The organism is Candidatus Acetatifactor stercoripullorum (genome assembly GCF_944382095.1).
Taxonomy (GTDB): domain Bacteria; phylum Bacillota; class Clostridia; order Lachnospirales; family Lachnospiraceae; genus Acetatifactor; species Acetatifactor stercoripullorum.
The window spans coordinates 12,222-27,932 of sequence record NZ_CALWMU010000006.1; the positions used below are offsets into that span (position 1 = coordinate 12,222).

The following is a 15,711-nucleotide window of genomic DNA, read 5'->3' on the forward strand; positions in this document are numbered from 1 at the left end:
TGTGAACGATCTATGAGCATTTTCTAAAATTTGGCTTATATTTTCCTAAAGCTGCAGCGCCTTGATACGTTCCACTGCCTCCACGGTATTCTCGTAGCTTCCAAAGCCGGTGAGACGGAAGTAGGTCTCTCCGCTGGGCCCAAAGCCTGACCCCGGTGTGCCCACCACATTGGCTTTTTCCAAAAGGCAGTCAAAGAATTCCCAGCTGGTCATGCCCTTAGGCGCCTTCAGCCAGATATAGGGCGCATTCACGCCGCCGGACACGGTATAGCCTGCGCTCTTTAAGCCCTCCAGAATATACCTTGCGTTTTTCATATAGTAGGCCACCTGCTCCTTCAGCTGCGCCTTTCCAGCCTCCGAATATACGGCCTCTCCCGCCCTCTGCACGATGTAGGGCGCGCCATTGTATTTTGTGCCGTGGCGTCTCGCCCACAGAGAATGCAGAGACACACCCTGGCACTTTAATTCCCTGGGAACTACCGTAAAGCCCAGGCGCACGCCGGTAAAGCCTGCATTTTTGGAGAAAGAGCGAAGCTCTATGGCACAGGTCTGCGCCCCCTGGCACTCGTAAATGCTGTGCGGCACGTCCTCCTCTGAAATATATGCCTCGTAAGCCGCGTCGTACAAGATCACAGCTCCCACCTTATTGGCGTAATCCACCCACTCCTGGAGCTGCTCCTTCTTCAAAACGGCTCCGGTGGGATTGTTGGGGAAGCACAGATAGATCAGGTCGGGGGTCTTTTCCGGAAGCTTCGGCGCAAAGCCGTTTTCCTCAAGACAAGGCATATAGATTACATCACTCCAGGTTTCCGTGGTCTCGTCATAGGTGCCCGTTCTGCCCGCCATCACATTGGAGTCCACATATACGGGATAAACAGGGTCACATACTGCGATCTTGTTGTCCAGGCTGAAAATTTCCTGAATATTGGCGGAATCACATTTTGCTCCGTCCGACACAAAAATCTCGTCGGCGCTGATGCTGCAGCCCCGGGCCTTATAATCGTTTTCCGCAATGGCATTTCTAAGAAATTCATATCCCAGATCAGGCGCATAGCCGTGGAAGGTTTCCGCATGTCCCATTTCATCCACCGCCTTGTGCAGCGCCTCAATGATCACCGGCGCCAAAGGCTGGGTCACGTCTCCAATTCCCAGGCGAATCACCTTTTTATCAGGATGAGCTGCCGAATAAGCGTTTACCTTCTTTCCAATGGTGGAAAAAAGATAGCTCCCGGGCAGCTTCAGATAATTTTCATTCAGTTTAAACATAATGTTCTCCTCTCTTCTATAGTCACCCTTATTTTGGTTATTATGCCCAGTTTCTGGTGCTGCATATTTCATAAACAGACCCTTGCTGACCGCCGGTACTTAGGCTGCGTACTTTGCAGCCTTAGGTACCGCTGCGGTCAGCTCGGAGCGAAAGCGTGTCTGTGTTGAAATATGCAGCATACACAACGAACGTTTTCAAAATGATAAATTCACAATTCTTTGACTTCTCCCTCAAAAACCGTGGCAGCGGGGCCAGTCATATATACCAGGTTCTGTTCATGGTCCCATTCTATCATAAGCTCGCCGCCTAATAGTTTAACAGTAATCGAAGGTTCCGTCAATTGGTTCAGCACACAGGCCACAGCCACCGCGCAGGCACCGGTGCCGCAGGCTAAGGTTTCTCCCGTTCCCCGCTCCCACACCCGCATGGATACGGTCTTTCGGTCTATGATTTCCACAAATTCCGTGTTTATCCTGTTGGGAAAACAGGGATGATTCTCAAAGAAAGGGCCGATCTGCTCCAGCTTTAGCTCCTTCACGCCCTTGGTGAAAATAACCGCGTGGGGATTTCCCATGGAGACACAGGTCATCCGGTATTCCTTTCCCTCCACCAGGATGGGCTCATCCACCGCTCTGTCCCCGGAAACCAGAACCGGTATCTGTGCAGGAGAGAGCACAGGGCTTCCCATGTTTACACGCACAAGACTCACCTCGCCTCTCTCCTGCGCTCTTCCCGCCTTTTTTTCCACCGTCAAATCCAGATACTTTATCTGCCCGGCACTGACGATACTAATGCGCTCCTTGTCGGTCATCCCGTTATCATACACATACTTTGCCACGCAGCGGATGCCGTTTCCGCACATTTCCGCCCTGCTGCCGTCAGCGTTGTACATCTCCATCTCAAAGTCCGCCTCCTTAGACGGGTTGATAAAAATCAAGCCATCCCCGCCCACCCCAAAGTGGCGGTCGCTGAGCCTTCTTGCCAGTTTGGGTTTTTCCTCCTGTAAAACGTGCTCGTCAAAACCGTTCACATAAATATAATCATTACCGCATCCCTGCATTTTGGTAAATTTCATAAACCCTTCCTTTCTCTGCCTCCACAGTCAGCTTTTATCAGGATAACTTTATGGTCCTCCCATCAAAGACAGCACCATTTGGGCCGTCTCCACCACATTTGTGCCGCTGTCCATACTGCATCTTTGCAGATAGCGGTGGGCTTCCTCCTCTGTCATGTGGTTGCGGGCCATCAAAAGCTCCTTGGCCTCCTTAATCACGGCCTCCTGCCCCGCAGTCCTTGCCCTGGGCTGCTTCCTTAACCGCCGTCTGCGGCGCTCAATGCCCTCCGTTATCATATTTACGGTATCAATCAGGTCGTTCACCTTAAGGGGCATGGACAGGCATACAATGTCATTGCCATAGCATTCATTCACCAGCCTCTGAGAGGCCAAAAGCAGCATCTCAAAGCCGCCCGGCAGACATTCGTGCAGCTGGTCATAAACCATATCCATCATCTTGTAGCTGCATATGACAATACCGTCGTGCAGTCCGTCCGCCTGGCTTATGGCCTGTGCTCCCGTAGTGCATACCCCAGTCACCTGAAAGCCGTTTCGCACAAGAATATTCTTAAGGCCCTTTGCATCCTCCAGCTTAGGCAGTACTACTATGATATTGGTCACGCGCTACCTCCTTACCTTCCAAAAATTTCTGCAAGAGGTGCGGTACTAATATCTGTACAGATACTCCTCTATTTCCCACTCAGACACATGACAGCGGTATTTGTGCCATTCCGCCTCCTTGGCCTCCACATATTTTTTGGCCAGATGAGGTCCCAGGCTGCTGCAAATAAAGGTATCCTTCTTTAATTCCTCCACTGCCTCGATCAGCGTGCCGGGAAGCTGTTCTATTCCAAGACTGATTCTCTCCTGCTTTGTCATGGCAAATATATTTCCGTCCACGCTCTTTGGCGGCTCGATTTTATTTACAATGCCATCCAGTCCCGCCCGCAGGCACACCGCCAGCGTCAGATAAGGGTTAGCCGCCGAATCCGGGCTTCTTAACTCAATCCGGGTACCCTCTCCCTTTGCAGAAGGAATCCGGATCAGAGGACTTCTATTGGTAGCGCTCCAGGCAATATAGACGGGAGCCTCATATCCCGGAACCAGCCGCTTATAGGAATTCACAAGAGGATTGGTGATGGCTGCCATTCCCTTGATATGCTTCATAATGCCGCCCATAAACCAATAGGCCTCTCTGCTCAGTCCAAGGGAGTCTGTTTTATCCGCAAAAATGTTGACATCCCCCCGATGCAGGGACATATTGATGTGCATACCGGAGCCGTTGACGCCGTACTTGGGCTTGGGCATAAAGGTGGCGTGAAGCCCGTGGCGCTTTGCAATGGTTTTCACCGCCAGCTTAAAGGTCATAATATTGTCTGCTGCGGCCAGAGCCTCGTCATACCGGAAATCAATCTCATGCTGGGCGGGAGCCATCTCGTGGTGAGAGGCCTCCACCACAAGCCCCATGTTCTCCAGTGTCATCACAATATCACGTCTGGCATTCTCGCCAAAATCCAGTGGACCAATGTCAAAATAACCTGCCTGCTCGTGGGTCTGGGTGGTGGGCAGTGTATTTTCATCCGTATTAAATAGGAAAAATTCGCATTCGGGCCCCACTCTAAACTCATAGCCCAGCGCCCTGGCCTCTGAGATGGCCTGCTTTAAGACGTACCGGGGATCTCCCTCGAAAGGGTCTCCGTTTGGATAGTGCACGTCACAGATCATCCGCGCTACCTTTCCCTGCTGGGGTCTCCAGGGGAAAATCTCCAGCGTGGTAAAATCGGGATGCAGATACATATCCGATTCCTCCACCTTCACAAATCCGTCAATGGCCGAACCGTCAAACATACACCGGTTGTCCAGAACCCTGTCCAGCTGGCTTGCCGTGACGGCAATATTCTTGAGATTTCCCAGCATATCCGTAAACTGAAGACGTATAAACTCCACGTCCTCCTCTTCAACCACTCTGATCACGTCTTCTCTGGTGCTTATTTTCATATTGTTCCTCATTTCTGCGCATAATCTCCTTTTTCCCATAATAGCAACGCGGCTCGTTCTTTGTCAATGCAAAGTTTCCTTAGAATATTGCCGCCGGGAAACGCATATCTTTTAAAAAGAAAAGTATCCCTGTTTGGGCAAAAAGGAGAATACAGATGAGTGCAAAAACTAAAATCGTGGTACTTCACATGAAGGAGTTAATCTATACAGGTATTTTTGCCGCTCTGGGAATCCTGTTCATCGTGCTTATGATCGTCATGTTTCTGCCCGGAAGGAAAGAAGAACCGCAGGATGGCTCTGCCCCGGGCGGCACAGAGGAAGGCATTTCCTCCGTCTCAGCCTCCGGCTCCGTATACATACCCGGCATTTACACCACCGAGCTGGTTCTGGGCAGTCAGTCCGTAGAGATAGAGGTCATCGTGGAGGAATCCTCTATTGAATCCATACGCATGGCAGATCCAGATGAATCCCTGACCACTATGTACCCGCTGCTTGAGCCCACCTTTGATTCCATCTGTGAGCAGATTTATGAGAATCAGTCTCTGGATGAAATTTCTTACACATCGGATAACAAATACACCTCCCTGGTGCTGATGGAGGCGATCCAGGCTTCGTTAGATAAGGCTTCATTGGACGCTTCATCCTCTGAAGGCTCTTTTTAGGAGACAATACTGCGTAATTATCTAAAATATAGTACTTATTTCCTTGTTTTTTATGAAATTAATAGTTGCCTAAAGCTGCTTCTTCCATGTAAACTAAAAAAAAATGACAAAGGAAAAAACATGAGAAAAGAAAACAAAGTACAAAAGACACTAAAAAGAGAAATGAAAATTAATTTCGGCGGTATTTTTATCTCCACGGCGCTGGTGACTGTGGTAGCGGTTTCCGGGATTGCAGGAGTAAATTCGGCGAATAACGCCATTGAGACATACGATGCCTATACCAGCGAGCTTTACGCTGCTGAAACCGCTCACTACAAATGGCTGAACGCTTTGAGCCAGTCTCTTCTGGAGGATGTGGAATTTACGGGAAGCACCGACTGTACTGCCTGTGATTTTGGACAATTTATTTACAATGAGAAAACTGCGTCCGACCCGCTTTTTTCAGATTTTTTAGCGGCTGTAGAGCCCTTGCACAGGCAGATTCATGATTCTGCGGAGGAAGTCTTAGCCTTGAAGGCTGCAAATGACCCCCAATACCTCACGGCGTATGAGAATCAGGTAGTCTCCAGCATAGACGCTCTGGTATCGGAGATAAATTCCTTCATCGGCCAGCTGAATGAGCTTTCTGCCTCCGCAAGTTCTAATTTCAACCTGACTCTGCTCACTGTAGGATTTTCCTGTTTCCTTGTGCTGGTATCAATCAGCTTCTTCAGCCTGCGTCTGTATTATCTGATTAAAGCTGAAATCATTGGCAATCTGAGCGCTATTGTCTCTCAGACAAAGAGGCTCTCCCAGGGGTGTCTGGATCTTGATCTGAGCTTTGACACCAGTCTTGCCGAGATCAATGAGCTGAAAAGCAGCCTGGACTTTTCCTGTGGGGAGCTTTCCCGCTATATACAGGCCATCAATTACGGCATGCAGGAATTCGCCAAGGGAAATCTTGCCCTGGAATCTCCCGTGGAATTTATCGGGGATTTCAAGCAGATCGAACAGTCCATCACAGAATTTACGCTGCGTATCAGCGAAACATTAAACGAGGTAAAGCTTTCCTCCGATCAGGTCGCACAGGGCGCCGACCAGATTGCCTGCGGCGCCCAGGATCTTTCAACCGGCGCGGAAAGCCAGGCAAACAGCGTGGAGGAGCTTACGAAGGTATTGAAAGACATTTCCTCCCAGCTCAACGAGACAGTGGAAAACATCCATGAGATGGAGGGCATGATAAATGAAACCTGCGGTCTGATAAACGACGGCAACGGGCAAATGCAGGAAATGATTTTGTCCATGGAGGGCATTTCCGATAAATCCCAGCAGATCAAAAAAATTATCAGCATTATCAACGACATTACCTCCCAGACCACGCTCCTTGCCTTGAATGCCTCTATCGAGGCGGCCAGGGCCGGAGAGGCAGGGCGGGGCTTTGCCGTTGTGGCGGACGAGGTCACAGAGCTGGCACGCAAATCCGGGGATGCCGCAGATGAAATTTCTCAGCTCATCGAGGACACTATGGCTGCTGTGGCAGATGGTTCTGACAAGGCAGAAAAAACAGCTTCCATGCTAGGGGATATTTCGGCCAAAAGTCAGGATATCAAGGGCAGAATGGCGGAAATCGCACAGATCACAGATGAGGAGTCCTCCGGTCTGCAGCAGATTGTAACCCGCGTCAATGATATTTCAAACGTTGTGCAGTCCAATTCGGCCACCTCGCAGGAGAGCGCGGCTGCCAGTGAAGAGCTGTCCGCACAGGCACAGGTTCTCAAGGATCTCACCGGGAATTTCAAGCTGAGACAGACCTTTTAAATTTCCTTCTTTACGATAAAGGCTTAAGGAGCCGGAGAGGTTATAACAGCCCCTCCAGCTCCTTAAGCCATATTTGTGCGCTTGCATCCGACGGCATGCGTAAATCCCCTCTGGGAGACAAAGCTACGCTGCCCACCTTGGGTCCGTCCGGCAGGCAGGAACGCTTAAACTGCTGGCCAAAGAATCTTCTGTAAAAAGTCTTAAGCCATTTCAGAATGGTCTCATTGTCATAGCTTCCCTGAAACGCTTTCTTTGCAACCCGGTATACCTTGGCCGGTGGAAATCCACATCTGAGCATATAATACAAAAAGAAATCATGGAGCTCATAGGGCCCCACCAGATCCTCCGTTTTCTGGGAGATCACTCCGTCCACCGGGGGCAGCAACTCCGGGCTTACGGGCGTGTCCAATACGTCAAGCAAAACCGCCGCAAGGGCTTCATCCCCACAGGTGTCCGCATAGTATTTCACCAGATGCCGCACCAGGGTCTTTGGCACTCCCGCGTTGACACCGTACATGGACATATGATCCCCATTGTAGGTAGCCCAGCCCAGCGCAAGCTCCGACATGTCTCCGGTGCCAATCACAAGTCCGTTTTGCTGGTTTGCAATATCCATAAGAACCTGGGTGCGCTCCCTGGCCTGCCCGTTTTCATAGGTGATGTCATGATTCTTTTGATCCTGCCCGATATCCCTGAAATGAATCAGCACCGCATCCCTGATATCCACCTCCCGCAGCGTAGTGTTCAGGGTTTTTGCAAGTCTGCAGGCATTCTCATAGGTTCGATCCGTGGTGCCAAAGCAAGGCATGGTCACCGCTGTGATTCCCCGCCTGTCTAATCCCAGCATGTCAAAGGTCCGTACGGTAATCAAAAGAGCGAGGGTGGAATCCAGTCCCCCAGAAACGCCGATCACCGCCGTTTTCAGGCCGGTGTGCTCGTAACGCTTTTTCAGTCCAAAAGCCTGAATGGACAAAATCTCCTCACACCTTTTGTTTCTGGCCGCCTGATCCTTAGGCACAAAGGGCATGCGCTCAAAGCTTCTCTCCAGCTTCGTCTCCATGATATTCAGCTTAAAGGGCACCGCTACATAGGAAAGATCCGGTTCCTTTCCAAAGGTTCCCATCCTGCGGCGTTCCGCTGCAATCCTCTGCAGGTCCAGGTCCCCATAGACAGTCTCCCCCGTAAAGCGCTTTGACTGGGCCAGAATCACACCGTTTTCCGCAATGAGATTATGACCGCCAAACACAAGGTCCTGGGTGGATTCCCCCTCCCCTGCTGATGCGTAAATATAGCCGCAGATCAGTCGGGCGCTGGCAGACCTTACCAAAAGCTCCCTGTATTCACCCTTTCCTACCGTCTCATTGGAGGCCGAAAGATTGACAATCACGCTGGCTCCCATCAGTCCGTGATTGGTTCCAGGGGGGCTTGCCACCCACAAGTCCTCACAGATTTCACAGCCCACGGTAAGCCCAGGCAGATTCATACATTCGAACAGAAGATTGGTTCCAAAGGGAATTTCCTCCCCCTCCAGATAATAGCTGACCACCTGAGCGTTTCCCTGGGAAAAATGCCTCCCCTCGTAAAATTCGGCATAGCTTGGTATATTGGATTTAGGCACCATTCCCAGAATGGCTCCGTCCTGGAGCACCGCAGCCACATTATAAAGCCTGCCGTCCCTTTCCAGGGGAAGCCCCACCATCACAAGAGCGTCCTTTCCCTCTGTGGCATTCGCAATCAAAAGAAGCTGTCTCTTGGCCTCCTCCAACAGCTTTTGCTGTAAAAACAAGTCGCCGCAGGTGTATCCGGTAAGACACAGTTCAGGAAACACAATGATTCTGGCCCCATGCTCCCAGGCCTCCTCCAGCTTTTCCAAAATCACCTGGGCATTATACGCCGGATCCGCCACCCTGATCTTAGGAGTGACCGCCGCCGTCTTGATAAATCCCTGTTGCATGCCTTTTCCCCTCCTCTCAGCGAGCCTTTTCATACAGCTGCTTTAGCTCCTCTACGCTAAAGCAGTAATTTCGATTGCAGAAATGGCAGTTAACCTCTATTTCTTTTCCTTCCTCAATCATGTCCTTAAGCTCCTCTTTTCCGATACTGATCAAAGCTTTTTCCACACGCGCTTTGCTGCAGCTGCACACAAACGCTGTGGGGATGGTATCTGTGATCTCCATGTTTAGTCCCGCAAGAAGCTGTCCGAGAATCTGTTCCGGGGTATTTCCTGCCTCCAGCAGAGCGGTCACTGAGGTGATTTTTCTCAGATTCTCTTCCAGCCTGTCTATCACCCCTTCCTCTGCAAAGGGCATCAGCTGTACGATAAAGCCGCCCGCCTGCTTCACAGTGTTGTCTCTCTCCATCAGCACGCCCAGCCCCACGCTGGAGGGCACCTGCTCGGAGGCAGCAAAATAATAGGTCAAATCCTCCGCAATCTCGCCCGTCTGCAAAAGAGTCTGTCCCACATAGGGCTCCTTTAAGCCCATGTCCTTTATGACCCGCAGGCTTCCCTTTCCTATGGCTCCCGCCACATCCAGCTTCCCCACGGCATTTGCGGGAAGAATTACATCCGGCACATTGGCGTAGCCCTTTACATTTCCATGAGAATCTGCAGTTACAGTAAGCCCTCCCGCCGGACCGTCCCCACTGATCTGCAGCGTTAAAATATCCTGTTCTCCCTTTAACATAACGCCCATCATTGCCCCGGCGCTCAAAAGCCGTCCCAGAGCCGCCGTTACCACGGGGCTTGTATTATGGGCCCTTCTGGCCGTCTCCGCCACCTCTCTTGCAGTGCAGGCAAAAGCGCGGATCTGGGCGTCTGCAGCCGAAGCTCTCACGATATAATCAGACATTTTCATTGCTCCTTTCCCCGTTCTCTGGCAACCACGCAGATTCTCTGGCTCATATCAGTCACCGCTCCCCTGGTGTCCCCGTCAAACATTTCTACCAGCGTCATTCCCGCCTTTTCCAACAGGGCTTTTATCTGCTCCTTGGTATAGCCCCGCTGAAAATGGGTCTCTGTAAACTTACGGAACAGCTCTTCCTCCTCCCGCACAAATACAGTGAGATCATACTCGTTGATCTCCTCCTCAGGGTCGTAGAAATTTTCCCAGATAAAGCTGCAGTCCTCTCTGTTTTCCGCAATCACCGTATCCCCGATCACCTCGCGGTATTTATAGGCTGTGTTGAAATCAAAGATAAAAATGCCCCCGGGATAAAGATAATTGTTTACCAGAGAAAAGACCGCCAAAAGCTCTTCCTCCTCCAGAATATAATTTAAGGAGTCACAGACGCTGATTACGGTTCCCACCGTGGAATACAGCTCCAGCTCTCGCATGTCCTGCTGTAAGTATAAGATTTCAGAACCGCTCATTTCCCGCTTTTCCAGGGCGATATTGAGCATATCCTGGGAGCTGTCCACGCCGATCATGTCATAGCCCTTTTCATAAAGCAGCTCTGTCAGAGTGCCTGTGCCGCAGCCTAAATCCACCACCAGATTTCGTTCTGCCTCCAGCAGTTCCTCACTATCCCGTTCAGGTTTCGACACACCGTATTTTTCTATCAGCTGCGTCAGTACAAGACACCATTCCCCATAGGGAGTATTGTCCATAAACCTGTCATATACAGCGGCAAAGTCTCCATAAATACCGTCATTTCTCTCCATTACCTGCACCCCTTTCCGGCAATAAAGTTCTCCAAAAAGGCAAGAAGCACATCCATCTCCTCATCTGTTCCTATGGTGATCCGAAGATAATTGTTGATTCTGGGTTTATTCCAATACCGCACATAAATATCTCTCTCACGCAGCGCCTGAAAAATCTCACCCGCCGGTATGCTCTTGTGGGACGCAAAAATAAAGTTTGCCATAGAGTCCGGAAAAGTAAAGCCTAACTCTGCCAGCCTCTGCTTCACCCTTTCCCTGGTGGCAATAATCCTGTCTGTGGTATCCCGAAAATATTTTTCGTCTCTTACTGCTTCCGCCCCCAGCACCTGTGCGGGAAGATTCAAGGTATAGGAGTTAAAGGAAAACTTTACATCGTTCAAATATTTCACCAGGCGCTCATTCCCAATGCCAAAGCCGATGCGCATTCCTGCCATGGCACGGGATTTTGAGAAGGTCTGCACCACAAACAGATTATCATACTTCTTTAACAAGGGCAGCGCACTCTCTCCCCCAAAGTCAATATAAGCCTCATCCACAATCACTACACAGTCCCTGTTATCCCTTACAATCTCTTCCACCGTATCCAGACTTTCGCAAAGTCCCGTAGGGGCGTTTGGATTGGGAAAAATCACGCCTCCATTTGGCCGCCTGTAATCCTCTGGCCTGATATGCCAGCTTTCATCCAGCGGGCAGGTTTCATAGGGTATGTGATGGAGACCAGCCCACACATCGTAAAAGGAATAGGTGACATCCGGGAATAAAATGGGCTTTTTGCCGTTAAAAAAGGTCATAAACGCCATGGACAGCACGTCGTCTGAGCCCACCCCCGCAAAGACCTGCTCCGGCTCCACATGGTAGTACTCCGCCAAAGCCCGGGTAAGCAGTCTGTTGTCAGGATCAGGATACAGACGAAACGCTTTGGAATCCAGCTCCTTTAGTGCTTTTTCTACCTGCGGAGAGGGGGGATAGGGGCACTCATTGGTGTTCAGCTTTATCATCCCCGCCTTGTTTGGCTGTTCCCCCGCCACATAGGGGATCACCCTTCTTATATTCTCTTCCCACTTTCTGTTTTCCATGCTCTTATCCTTCCTCCAATGCTGCAAGCTCTTTTCTATACGCTTCGGCCTGCTCCCTGTTTCCAAGGGCCTCATAGCAGCGGATCAGCCCCTTAAGGCCCTCTCTGTCCCCACAGGCGATGCTTAACGCCGGTGCGGTCTCATAGACCGCATTGTAATACCAAATTGCAGCCTCTTCATAGTCCTTTCGCTCCTCATGAAACTGACCCAGCTCACAGCAGATTTCCGAGCAGCCCTCCCCTGCAATGACCTTTGACGTATATTTCAGAAAGGCTCCCACATCCCCTGAAAGTCTGGCCGCTTTCGCCGCAACGCAGCATGCCTCCACCAGCTCCTCTTTGCTTCTGTTCACATCTGCCGCAGATTTTTGGAAGAAATCCGCCGCCTGCGCAAAGTCCTCTCTCCCGCCGGACAGGTAAAGCTCTCTGGCATACAGATTGTGCAGTCTTCTGGAAAGCCGCCGGCCGGCTGCAGTCTGCTTCCTGAAATTTGCAAGATCACGTCCGGCATGATTCTGCTGGGGCATATGGGTGATCACAATATCGCTGTCGTACAAAACAGGAGCCAGCCGTACCTGTTCATGGATTGGCTCCTCCCACACAAATTCCCGCTGTCTTTTAAAAAGCTTGGGACGGTATTCCTCATCAAAATTGTAAACTGTGCCATACTGAAGCTGATTCCCATATTTCATCTGGACAATTTCAATCTCAGGAAGCAGTGTTTCCTTCAATATCCGGAAGCGCTCTCTGTTTTCCTCCGACAGCACCTCGTCCGCATCCGCAGAATAAATATATTCCTTAGTGGCCTTGGAAAAGGCATAATTCCTGGCCGCACTGAAATCATCCGTCCACAGAAAGTCGTAAAGCAGCCCGGTATACCGGGCTGCAATTTCTTTTGTACTGTCACTGGAGCCTGTGTCCACAATAATAATTTCATCCACCAGATCCGCAATGCTGTCCAGGCACCGTGCCAGTACCTTCTCTTCATTTTTTACAATCATACATAATGAAATGGTTATCATTGCCCTGTCCTTTCACCTTTGCAGAGTCCTCGCTCCTACAGCACTTTGGAAAGAAACTCCTGCAGTCTGGGACTCTTGGGATTTGCAAAAAACTGAGCCGGGGTATTTTCCTCCACGATATTCCCCTGATCCATAAACACTACCTTGGTTCCCACCTCTCTGGCAAAGCCCATCTCGTGGGTCACCACCACCATGGTCATGCCGCTTTCTGCCAGCTCTCTCATAACCTCCAAAACCTCTCCCACCATTTCCGGGTCAAGGGCGGAGGTGGGCTCGTCAAACAGCATCACCTTCGGGCTCATGGCCAGAGAACGGACAATGGCAATTCTCTGCTTCTGCCCGCCGCTCAAAGAGCTGGGATAGGCGTCGGCCTTCTCGGAAAGCCCCACCCGGTTTAGCAGCTTCAGCGCATTTTCCTTCGCCTCCTCGGGCTTCATCAGCTTTAGCTTTATGGGCGCAAGGGTGATATTGTCCATGATGGTAAGGTTATTGAACAGATTAAAGTGCTGAAACACCATACCCATATGCTCTCTCACCTTGTTGATATCTGTTTTGGGATCGGTAATGTTTTGTCCGTCAAACCATATTTCTCCGCTTGTGGGCGTCTCAAGCAGATTCAGACACCGTAAAAAGGTGCTTTTCCCCGATCCGGAAGGGCCTATGACCACGATCTTTTCCCCTTGCTGTATCTCATAGTTGATTCCACGCAAAACATGGTTGTCCTCAAATTTTTTATGCAGATCCTTAACGGTTATCACTTTTCCGCAGCCTCCTCTCCAGTTTTTCCAGCAGCTTGGTCAATATTTTAATGATGATAAAATAGACGATCGCCGCGCCTACCAGTGGCGTAAAGGAGTCAAACAGCCTGGAGCCCACCTGATTGGATACACGGGTCAGATCGCTGAGCCCTACATAGCCTACAATGGCAGTCTCTTTGATCAGCACGATAAACTCGTTTCCCAGAGGAGGAAGCACATTTTTAAACGCCTGGGGTATGACAATATAGCGCATGGTCTGAAAGTTGTTCAGTCCCAGGGAACGGCCTGCCTCCGTCTGTCCCTTATCCACCGCCAGAATCCCAGCACGGACAATCTCCGCCACATAAGCCCCGGAGTTAATCCCGAAGGTGATGCTGGCCACCAGAATTCCGTTCTTACAGCTTGCCAGTACCACGAACCACATGATCATCAGCTGCAGGACAGAGGGCGTACCTCTGATAATGTCAATGTAAATTCCCGCAATATGGGTCAATATGGTGGGCTTGCCGTTTTTTCTGCGCGACAGCTTCATAAACGCCACCACAGTGCCTATGACCACACCGATGATAGCCGCAAAAAAAGCCACCTCCATGGTAATTCCAAGACCACTTACATACAGCTTCCACCTGTCTCCCGTGATAAAGGCGGCCTCAATCTTCAGCCAGACAGAATTTAACCATTCCATAGCTCAGAATCCTCTTCTTTCTTTTGTCGTGATAGATATAGATATCATGATATCTATCATACCAAAAAGAGGATAACGGTACAACCATTATCCTCCAAAATGTGCGAAATTTGTTTATTTATACAAAATAACTATTCCACTTCGCCGATATACTGTGCCACCAGAGCGTCAAAGGTGCCGTCTGCCTTCAGATCGGCAATGGCCTGATTTACCTTTTCCACCAGATCGCTTCCCTTGGGAAGGGCAATCGCATAGTACTCCGCCTCAAAATCAAAGTCCGCACCGTCCAGCGCAACCAGCTCTCCCTCAAACTGCTGTGCAAACACCTGTGCCGGATTGGTATCGATGATGACAGCGTCCACTCTTCCGTTGATCAGATCGTTTACCGCATCAGCGCCCTTATTATAAGCTTGCACCGTAGCTCCGGGAATTTCGTCTGCGATAAAGTTGCCGGTGGTGTCCAGCTGAACGCCGATGGTCTTGTTCTCCAGATCCGCAGCCGCCTTAATGTCAGAATCTGCAGGAACAATCACAGACTGTACAGCCTCATAATAGGTGTCGGAAAAATCCACTGCAGCCGCGCGCTCTTCTGTCACGGTCATGCCTGCGATGACTGCGTCAATCTTAGTGCCGATGGAAGCAATCAGGGAGTTAAACTCCATGTTCTCCACCTGTACCTCCATACCCAGCTTCTCGCCGATCGCCTTAATCAGCGCAATATCAAAGCCGTCGGGTTCTCCGTCATCCCCCACATACTCAAAGGGCGGGAACTCGGCATTGGTTCCTACAATCAGCACATTGTCGCCGTCTGCAGTCTCTGCCTCTGTGGAAGCACTTTCCTCAGAAGCAGCCTGGGTCTCCTGTGCTTCTGTAGAAGCGCTTTCGGTGGACGCGCTCTGCGTCTCTGAAACAGTGCTCTGCACGTCTGCATTTGCAGCGTCGCTGCCGCAGGCCGTAAGTGCCGCTGCGCACATTACCGCAGCAAGGGTCATGGCAATTATTTTTTTCATAATTACATCCTCCTGAAACATACTTTGAATCTGGATTAATATATCACCTTTCTGGGAAAAAATCAACTATGTTTGAATAAATATACAAGAAAAAGCGTCGGCCAAAGAGATATGGTAATATACGGCAGAAAGGGGACAGGAATTTTCAGATTTCCCTTCTTATTTATATTGTGCCGAAATGCCTGTACCAGGCCAAGCATCCCTACAGCCAAAAGCATCAAAAAAAGATAGGCTGTAAATCCTGCGCCAAGGGCACACTGTACCATGGCGCAGACACAGAAGCTGTGGCAATCGGCCCTCCCGTAAAACCGGCAGAAGAAAAGCTCTTGCAGAAGAATAAACAGCAGTAAATCGAACACATTCCCTCTGTTTTCTCCGGCAGAAAATAACAGTCCCGCCCCCGCAGCCGCCCCGGTCCACCACACAAAATTATGAACCTGGCATATCCAGCAGTCCTCTATGCAAGCCAGTAAAAAACAGGCCGCCGTTACACAAAAAAGCAGATAACGCACAAGACCTGCGTAACAGTCATCCGCCGGCCCCTGAAAAAAGGCATTGGCTTTTTGTGCTGCAAGGATATAGGCCATTACGCCGTTTATGCAGCATAAAGCTCCAAACACAGCCGCTCCCTTTCCGCGCAGTATTTCTTCGCAGCCCTTCATTTCCTTGTCCAGACTGCAGATTTGAAATAACGCTCCCCGGGTCATTAGAAATATCAGCAT

15 protein-coding genes are annotated in these 15,711 nt (G+C 50.3%); 2 read left to right on the forward strand and 13 right to left on the reverse strand.

The genetic code is table 11. The features are described from left to right. Positions 1-45 precede the first annotated feature (45 nt). From SHK35_RS02855 to glnA, 4 genes are all read right to left on the reverse strand, one after another. Positions 46-1,266: an LL-diaminopimelate aminotransferase gene (locus tag SHK35_RS02855; RefSeq protein WP_318708470.1), complete on the reverse strand. Its 1,221-nt coding sequence runs from the start codon at positions 1,264-1,266 to the stop codon at positions 46-48. 209 nt (positions 1,267-1,475) lie between these two features. Then, entirely contained in the window at positions 1,476-2,342 is an 867-nt protein-coding gene (dapF, locus tag SHK35_RS02860) for a diaminopimelate epimerase (protein WP_318708472.1), read from the reverse strand. A 48-nt stretch (positions 2,343-2,390) separates the two neighbouring features. After that, positions 2,391-2,942 carry an ANTAR domain-containing response regulator gene (locus SHK35_RS02865; protein WP_318708474.1) on the reverse strand — a complete coding sequence of 184 codons (552 nt, stop codon included), beginning with the start codon at positions 2,940-2,942 and terminating at the stop codon, positions 2,391-2,393. A 45-nt stretch (positions 2,943-2,987) separates the two neighbouring features. Then, on the reverse strand, positions 2,988-4,319 hold the full coding sequence (gene glnA / locus SHK35_RS02870; RefSeq protein WP_318708476.1) for a type I glutamate--ammonia ligase: 1,332 nt from the start codon (positions 4,317-4,319) through the stop codon (positions 2,988-2,990). A gap of 155 nt (positions 4,320-4,474) precedes the next feature. Between glnA and SHK35_RS02875 the strand changes: the two genes are divergently transcribed. Continuing rightward, positions 4,475-4,981, forward strand: coding sequence for a hypothetical protein (locus SHK35_RS02875; protein ID WP_318708478.1), 507 nt, complete (start codon positions 4,475-4,477; stop codon positions 4,979-4,981). Positions 4,982-5,101: 120 nt separating this feature from the next. Continuing rightward, a complete protein-coding gene (locus tag SHK35_RS02880) occupies positions 5,102-6,778 on the forward strand; it encodes a methyl-accepting chemotaxis protein (RefSeq protein WP_318708480.1) in 1,677 nt (558 codons plus the stop codon). Positions 6,779-6,818: 40 nt separating this feature from the next. Here SHK35_RS02880 and SHK35_RS02885 read toward each other — a convergent pair whose 3' ends face one another. The 9 genes from SHK35_RS02885 to SHK35_RS02925 form a co-directional block, all read right to left on the reverse strand. After that, complete coding sequence (locus SHK35_RS02885) at positions 6,819-8,732, reverse strand: NAD(+) synthase (RefSeq protein WP_318708481.1); 1,914 nt, start codon at positions 8,730-8,732, stop codon at positions 6,819-6,821. 16 nt (positions 8,733-8,748) lie between these two features. Next, positions 8,749-9,627 (reverse strand): Hsp33 family molecular chaperone HslO, encoded by an 879-nt coding sequence (gene hslO, locus SHK35_RS02890; protein ID WP_318704427.1) that lies wholly within the window; start codon positions 9,625-9,627, stop codon positions 8,749-8,751. Between the two features lie 2 nt (positions 9,628-9,629). Then, on the reverse strand, positions 9,630-10,439 hold the full coding sequence (locus SHK35_RS02895; protein ID WP_318704428.1) for a class I SAM-dependent DNA methyltransferase: 810 nt from the start codon (positions 10,437-10,439) through the stop codon (positions 9,630-9,632). Next, positions 10,439-11,515 carry a histidinol-phosphate transaminase gene (hisC, locus tag SHK35_RS02900; RefSeq protein ID WP_318708483.1) on the reverse strand — a complete coding sequence of 359 codons (1,077 nt, stop codon included), beginning with the start codon at positions 11,513-11,515 and terminating at the stop codon, positions 10,439-10,441. Before hisC ends, SHK35_RS02895 begins: the two co-directional genes overlap by 1 nt. A gap of 4 nt (positions 11,516-11,519) precedes the next feature. Further along, the gene (locus SHK35_RS02905; RefSeq protein ID WP_318708485.1) at positions 11,520-12,536 is read right to left on the reverse strand and encodes a tetratricopeptide repeat-containing glycosyltransferase family 2 protein; all 1,017 of its coding nucleotides are present in this window, start codon (positions 12,534-12,536) and stop codon (positions 11,520-11,522) included. 35 nt (positions 12,537-12,571) lie between these two features. After that, a complete protein-coding gene (locus SHK35_RS02910) occupies positions 12,572-13,294 on the reverse strand; it encodes an amino acid ABC transporter ATP-binding protein (protein WP_318704431.1) in 723 nt (240 codons plus the stop codon). Next, the gene (locus SHK35_RS02915; RefSeq protein WP_318704432.1) at positions 13,281-13,979 is read right to left on the reverse strand and encodes an amino acid ABC transporter permease; all 699 of its coding nucleotides are present in this window, start codon (positions 13,977-13,979) and stop codon (positions 13,281-13,283) included. The genes SHK35_RS02910 and SHK35_RS02915 overlap by 14 nt, the downstream gene beginning before the upstream one ends. A 131-nt stretch (positions 13,980-14,110) precedes the next feature. Beyond that, the gene (locus SHK35_RS02920) at positions 14,111-14,989 is read right to left on the reverse strand and encodes a basic amino acid ABC transporter substrate-binding protein (protein ID WP_318708487.1); all 879 of its coding nucleotides are present in this window, start codon (positions 14,987-14,989) and stop codon (positions 14,111-14,113) included. 62 nt (positions 14,990-15,051) lie between these two features. Then, on the reverse strand, positions 15,052-15,711 hold the full coding sequence (locus SHK35_RS02925; RefSeq protein ID WP_318708491.1) for a hypothetical protein: 660 nt from the start codon (positions 15,709-15,711) through the stop codon (positions 15,052-15,054).

Coding starts and splice junctions, on each gene's coding strand:
- hslO (WP_318704427.1), bottom strand. CDS start 9,627: ATGTCTGATTATATCGTGAGAGCTTCGGCTGCAGACGCCCAGATCCGC.
- SHK35_RS02885 (WP_318708481.1), bottom strand. CDS start 8,732: ATGCAACAGGGATTTATCAAGACGGCGGCGGTCACTCCTAAGATCAGG.
- SHK35_RS02915 (WP_318704432.1), bottom strand. CDS start 13,979: ATGGAATGGTTAAATTCTGTCTGGCTGAAGATTGAGGCCGCCTTTATC.
- SHK35_RS02920 (WP_318708487.1), bottom strand. CDS start 14,989: ATGAAAAAAATAATTGCCATGACCCTTGCTGCGGTAATGTGCGCAGCG.
- SHK35_RS02855 (WP_318708470.1), bottom strand. CDS start 1,266: ATGTTTAAACTGAATGAAAATTATCTGAAGCTGCCCGGGAGCTATCTT.
- dapF (WP_318708472.1), bottom strand. CDS start 2,342: ATGAAATTTACCAAAATGCAGGGATGCGGTAATGATTATATTTATGTG.
- SHK35_RS02880 (WP_318708480.1), top strand. CDS start 5,102: ATGAGAAAAGAAAACAAAGTACAAAAGACACTAAAAAGAGAAATGAAA.
- SHK35_RS02905 (WP_318708485.1), bottom strand. CDS start 12,536: ATGATAACCATTTCATTATGTATGATTGTAAAAAATGAAGAGAAGGTA.
- hisC (WP_318708483.1), bottom strand. CDS start 11,515: ATGGAAAACAGAAAGTGGGAAGAGAATATAAGAAGGGTGATCCCCTAT.
- SHK35_RS02875 (WP_318708478.1), top strand. CDS start 4,475: ATGAGTGCAAAAACTAAAATCGTGGTACTTCACATGAAGGAGTTAATC.
- glnA (WP_318708476.1), bottom strand. CDS start 4,319: ATGAAAATAAGCACCAGAGAAGACGTGATCAGAGTGGTTGAAGAGGAG.
- SHK35_RS02925 (WP_318708491.1), bottom strand. CDS start 15,711: ATGCTGATATTTCTAATGACCCGGGGAGCGTTATTTCAAATCTGCAGT.
- SHK35_RS02895 (WP_318704428.1), bottom strand. CDS start 10,439: ATGGAGAGAAATGACGGTATTTATGGAGACTTTGCCGCTGTATATGAC.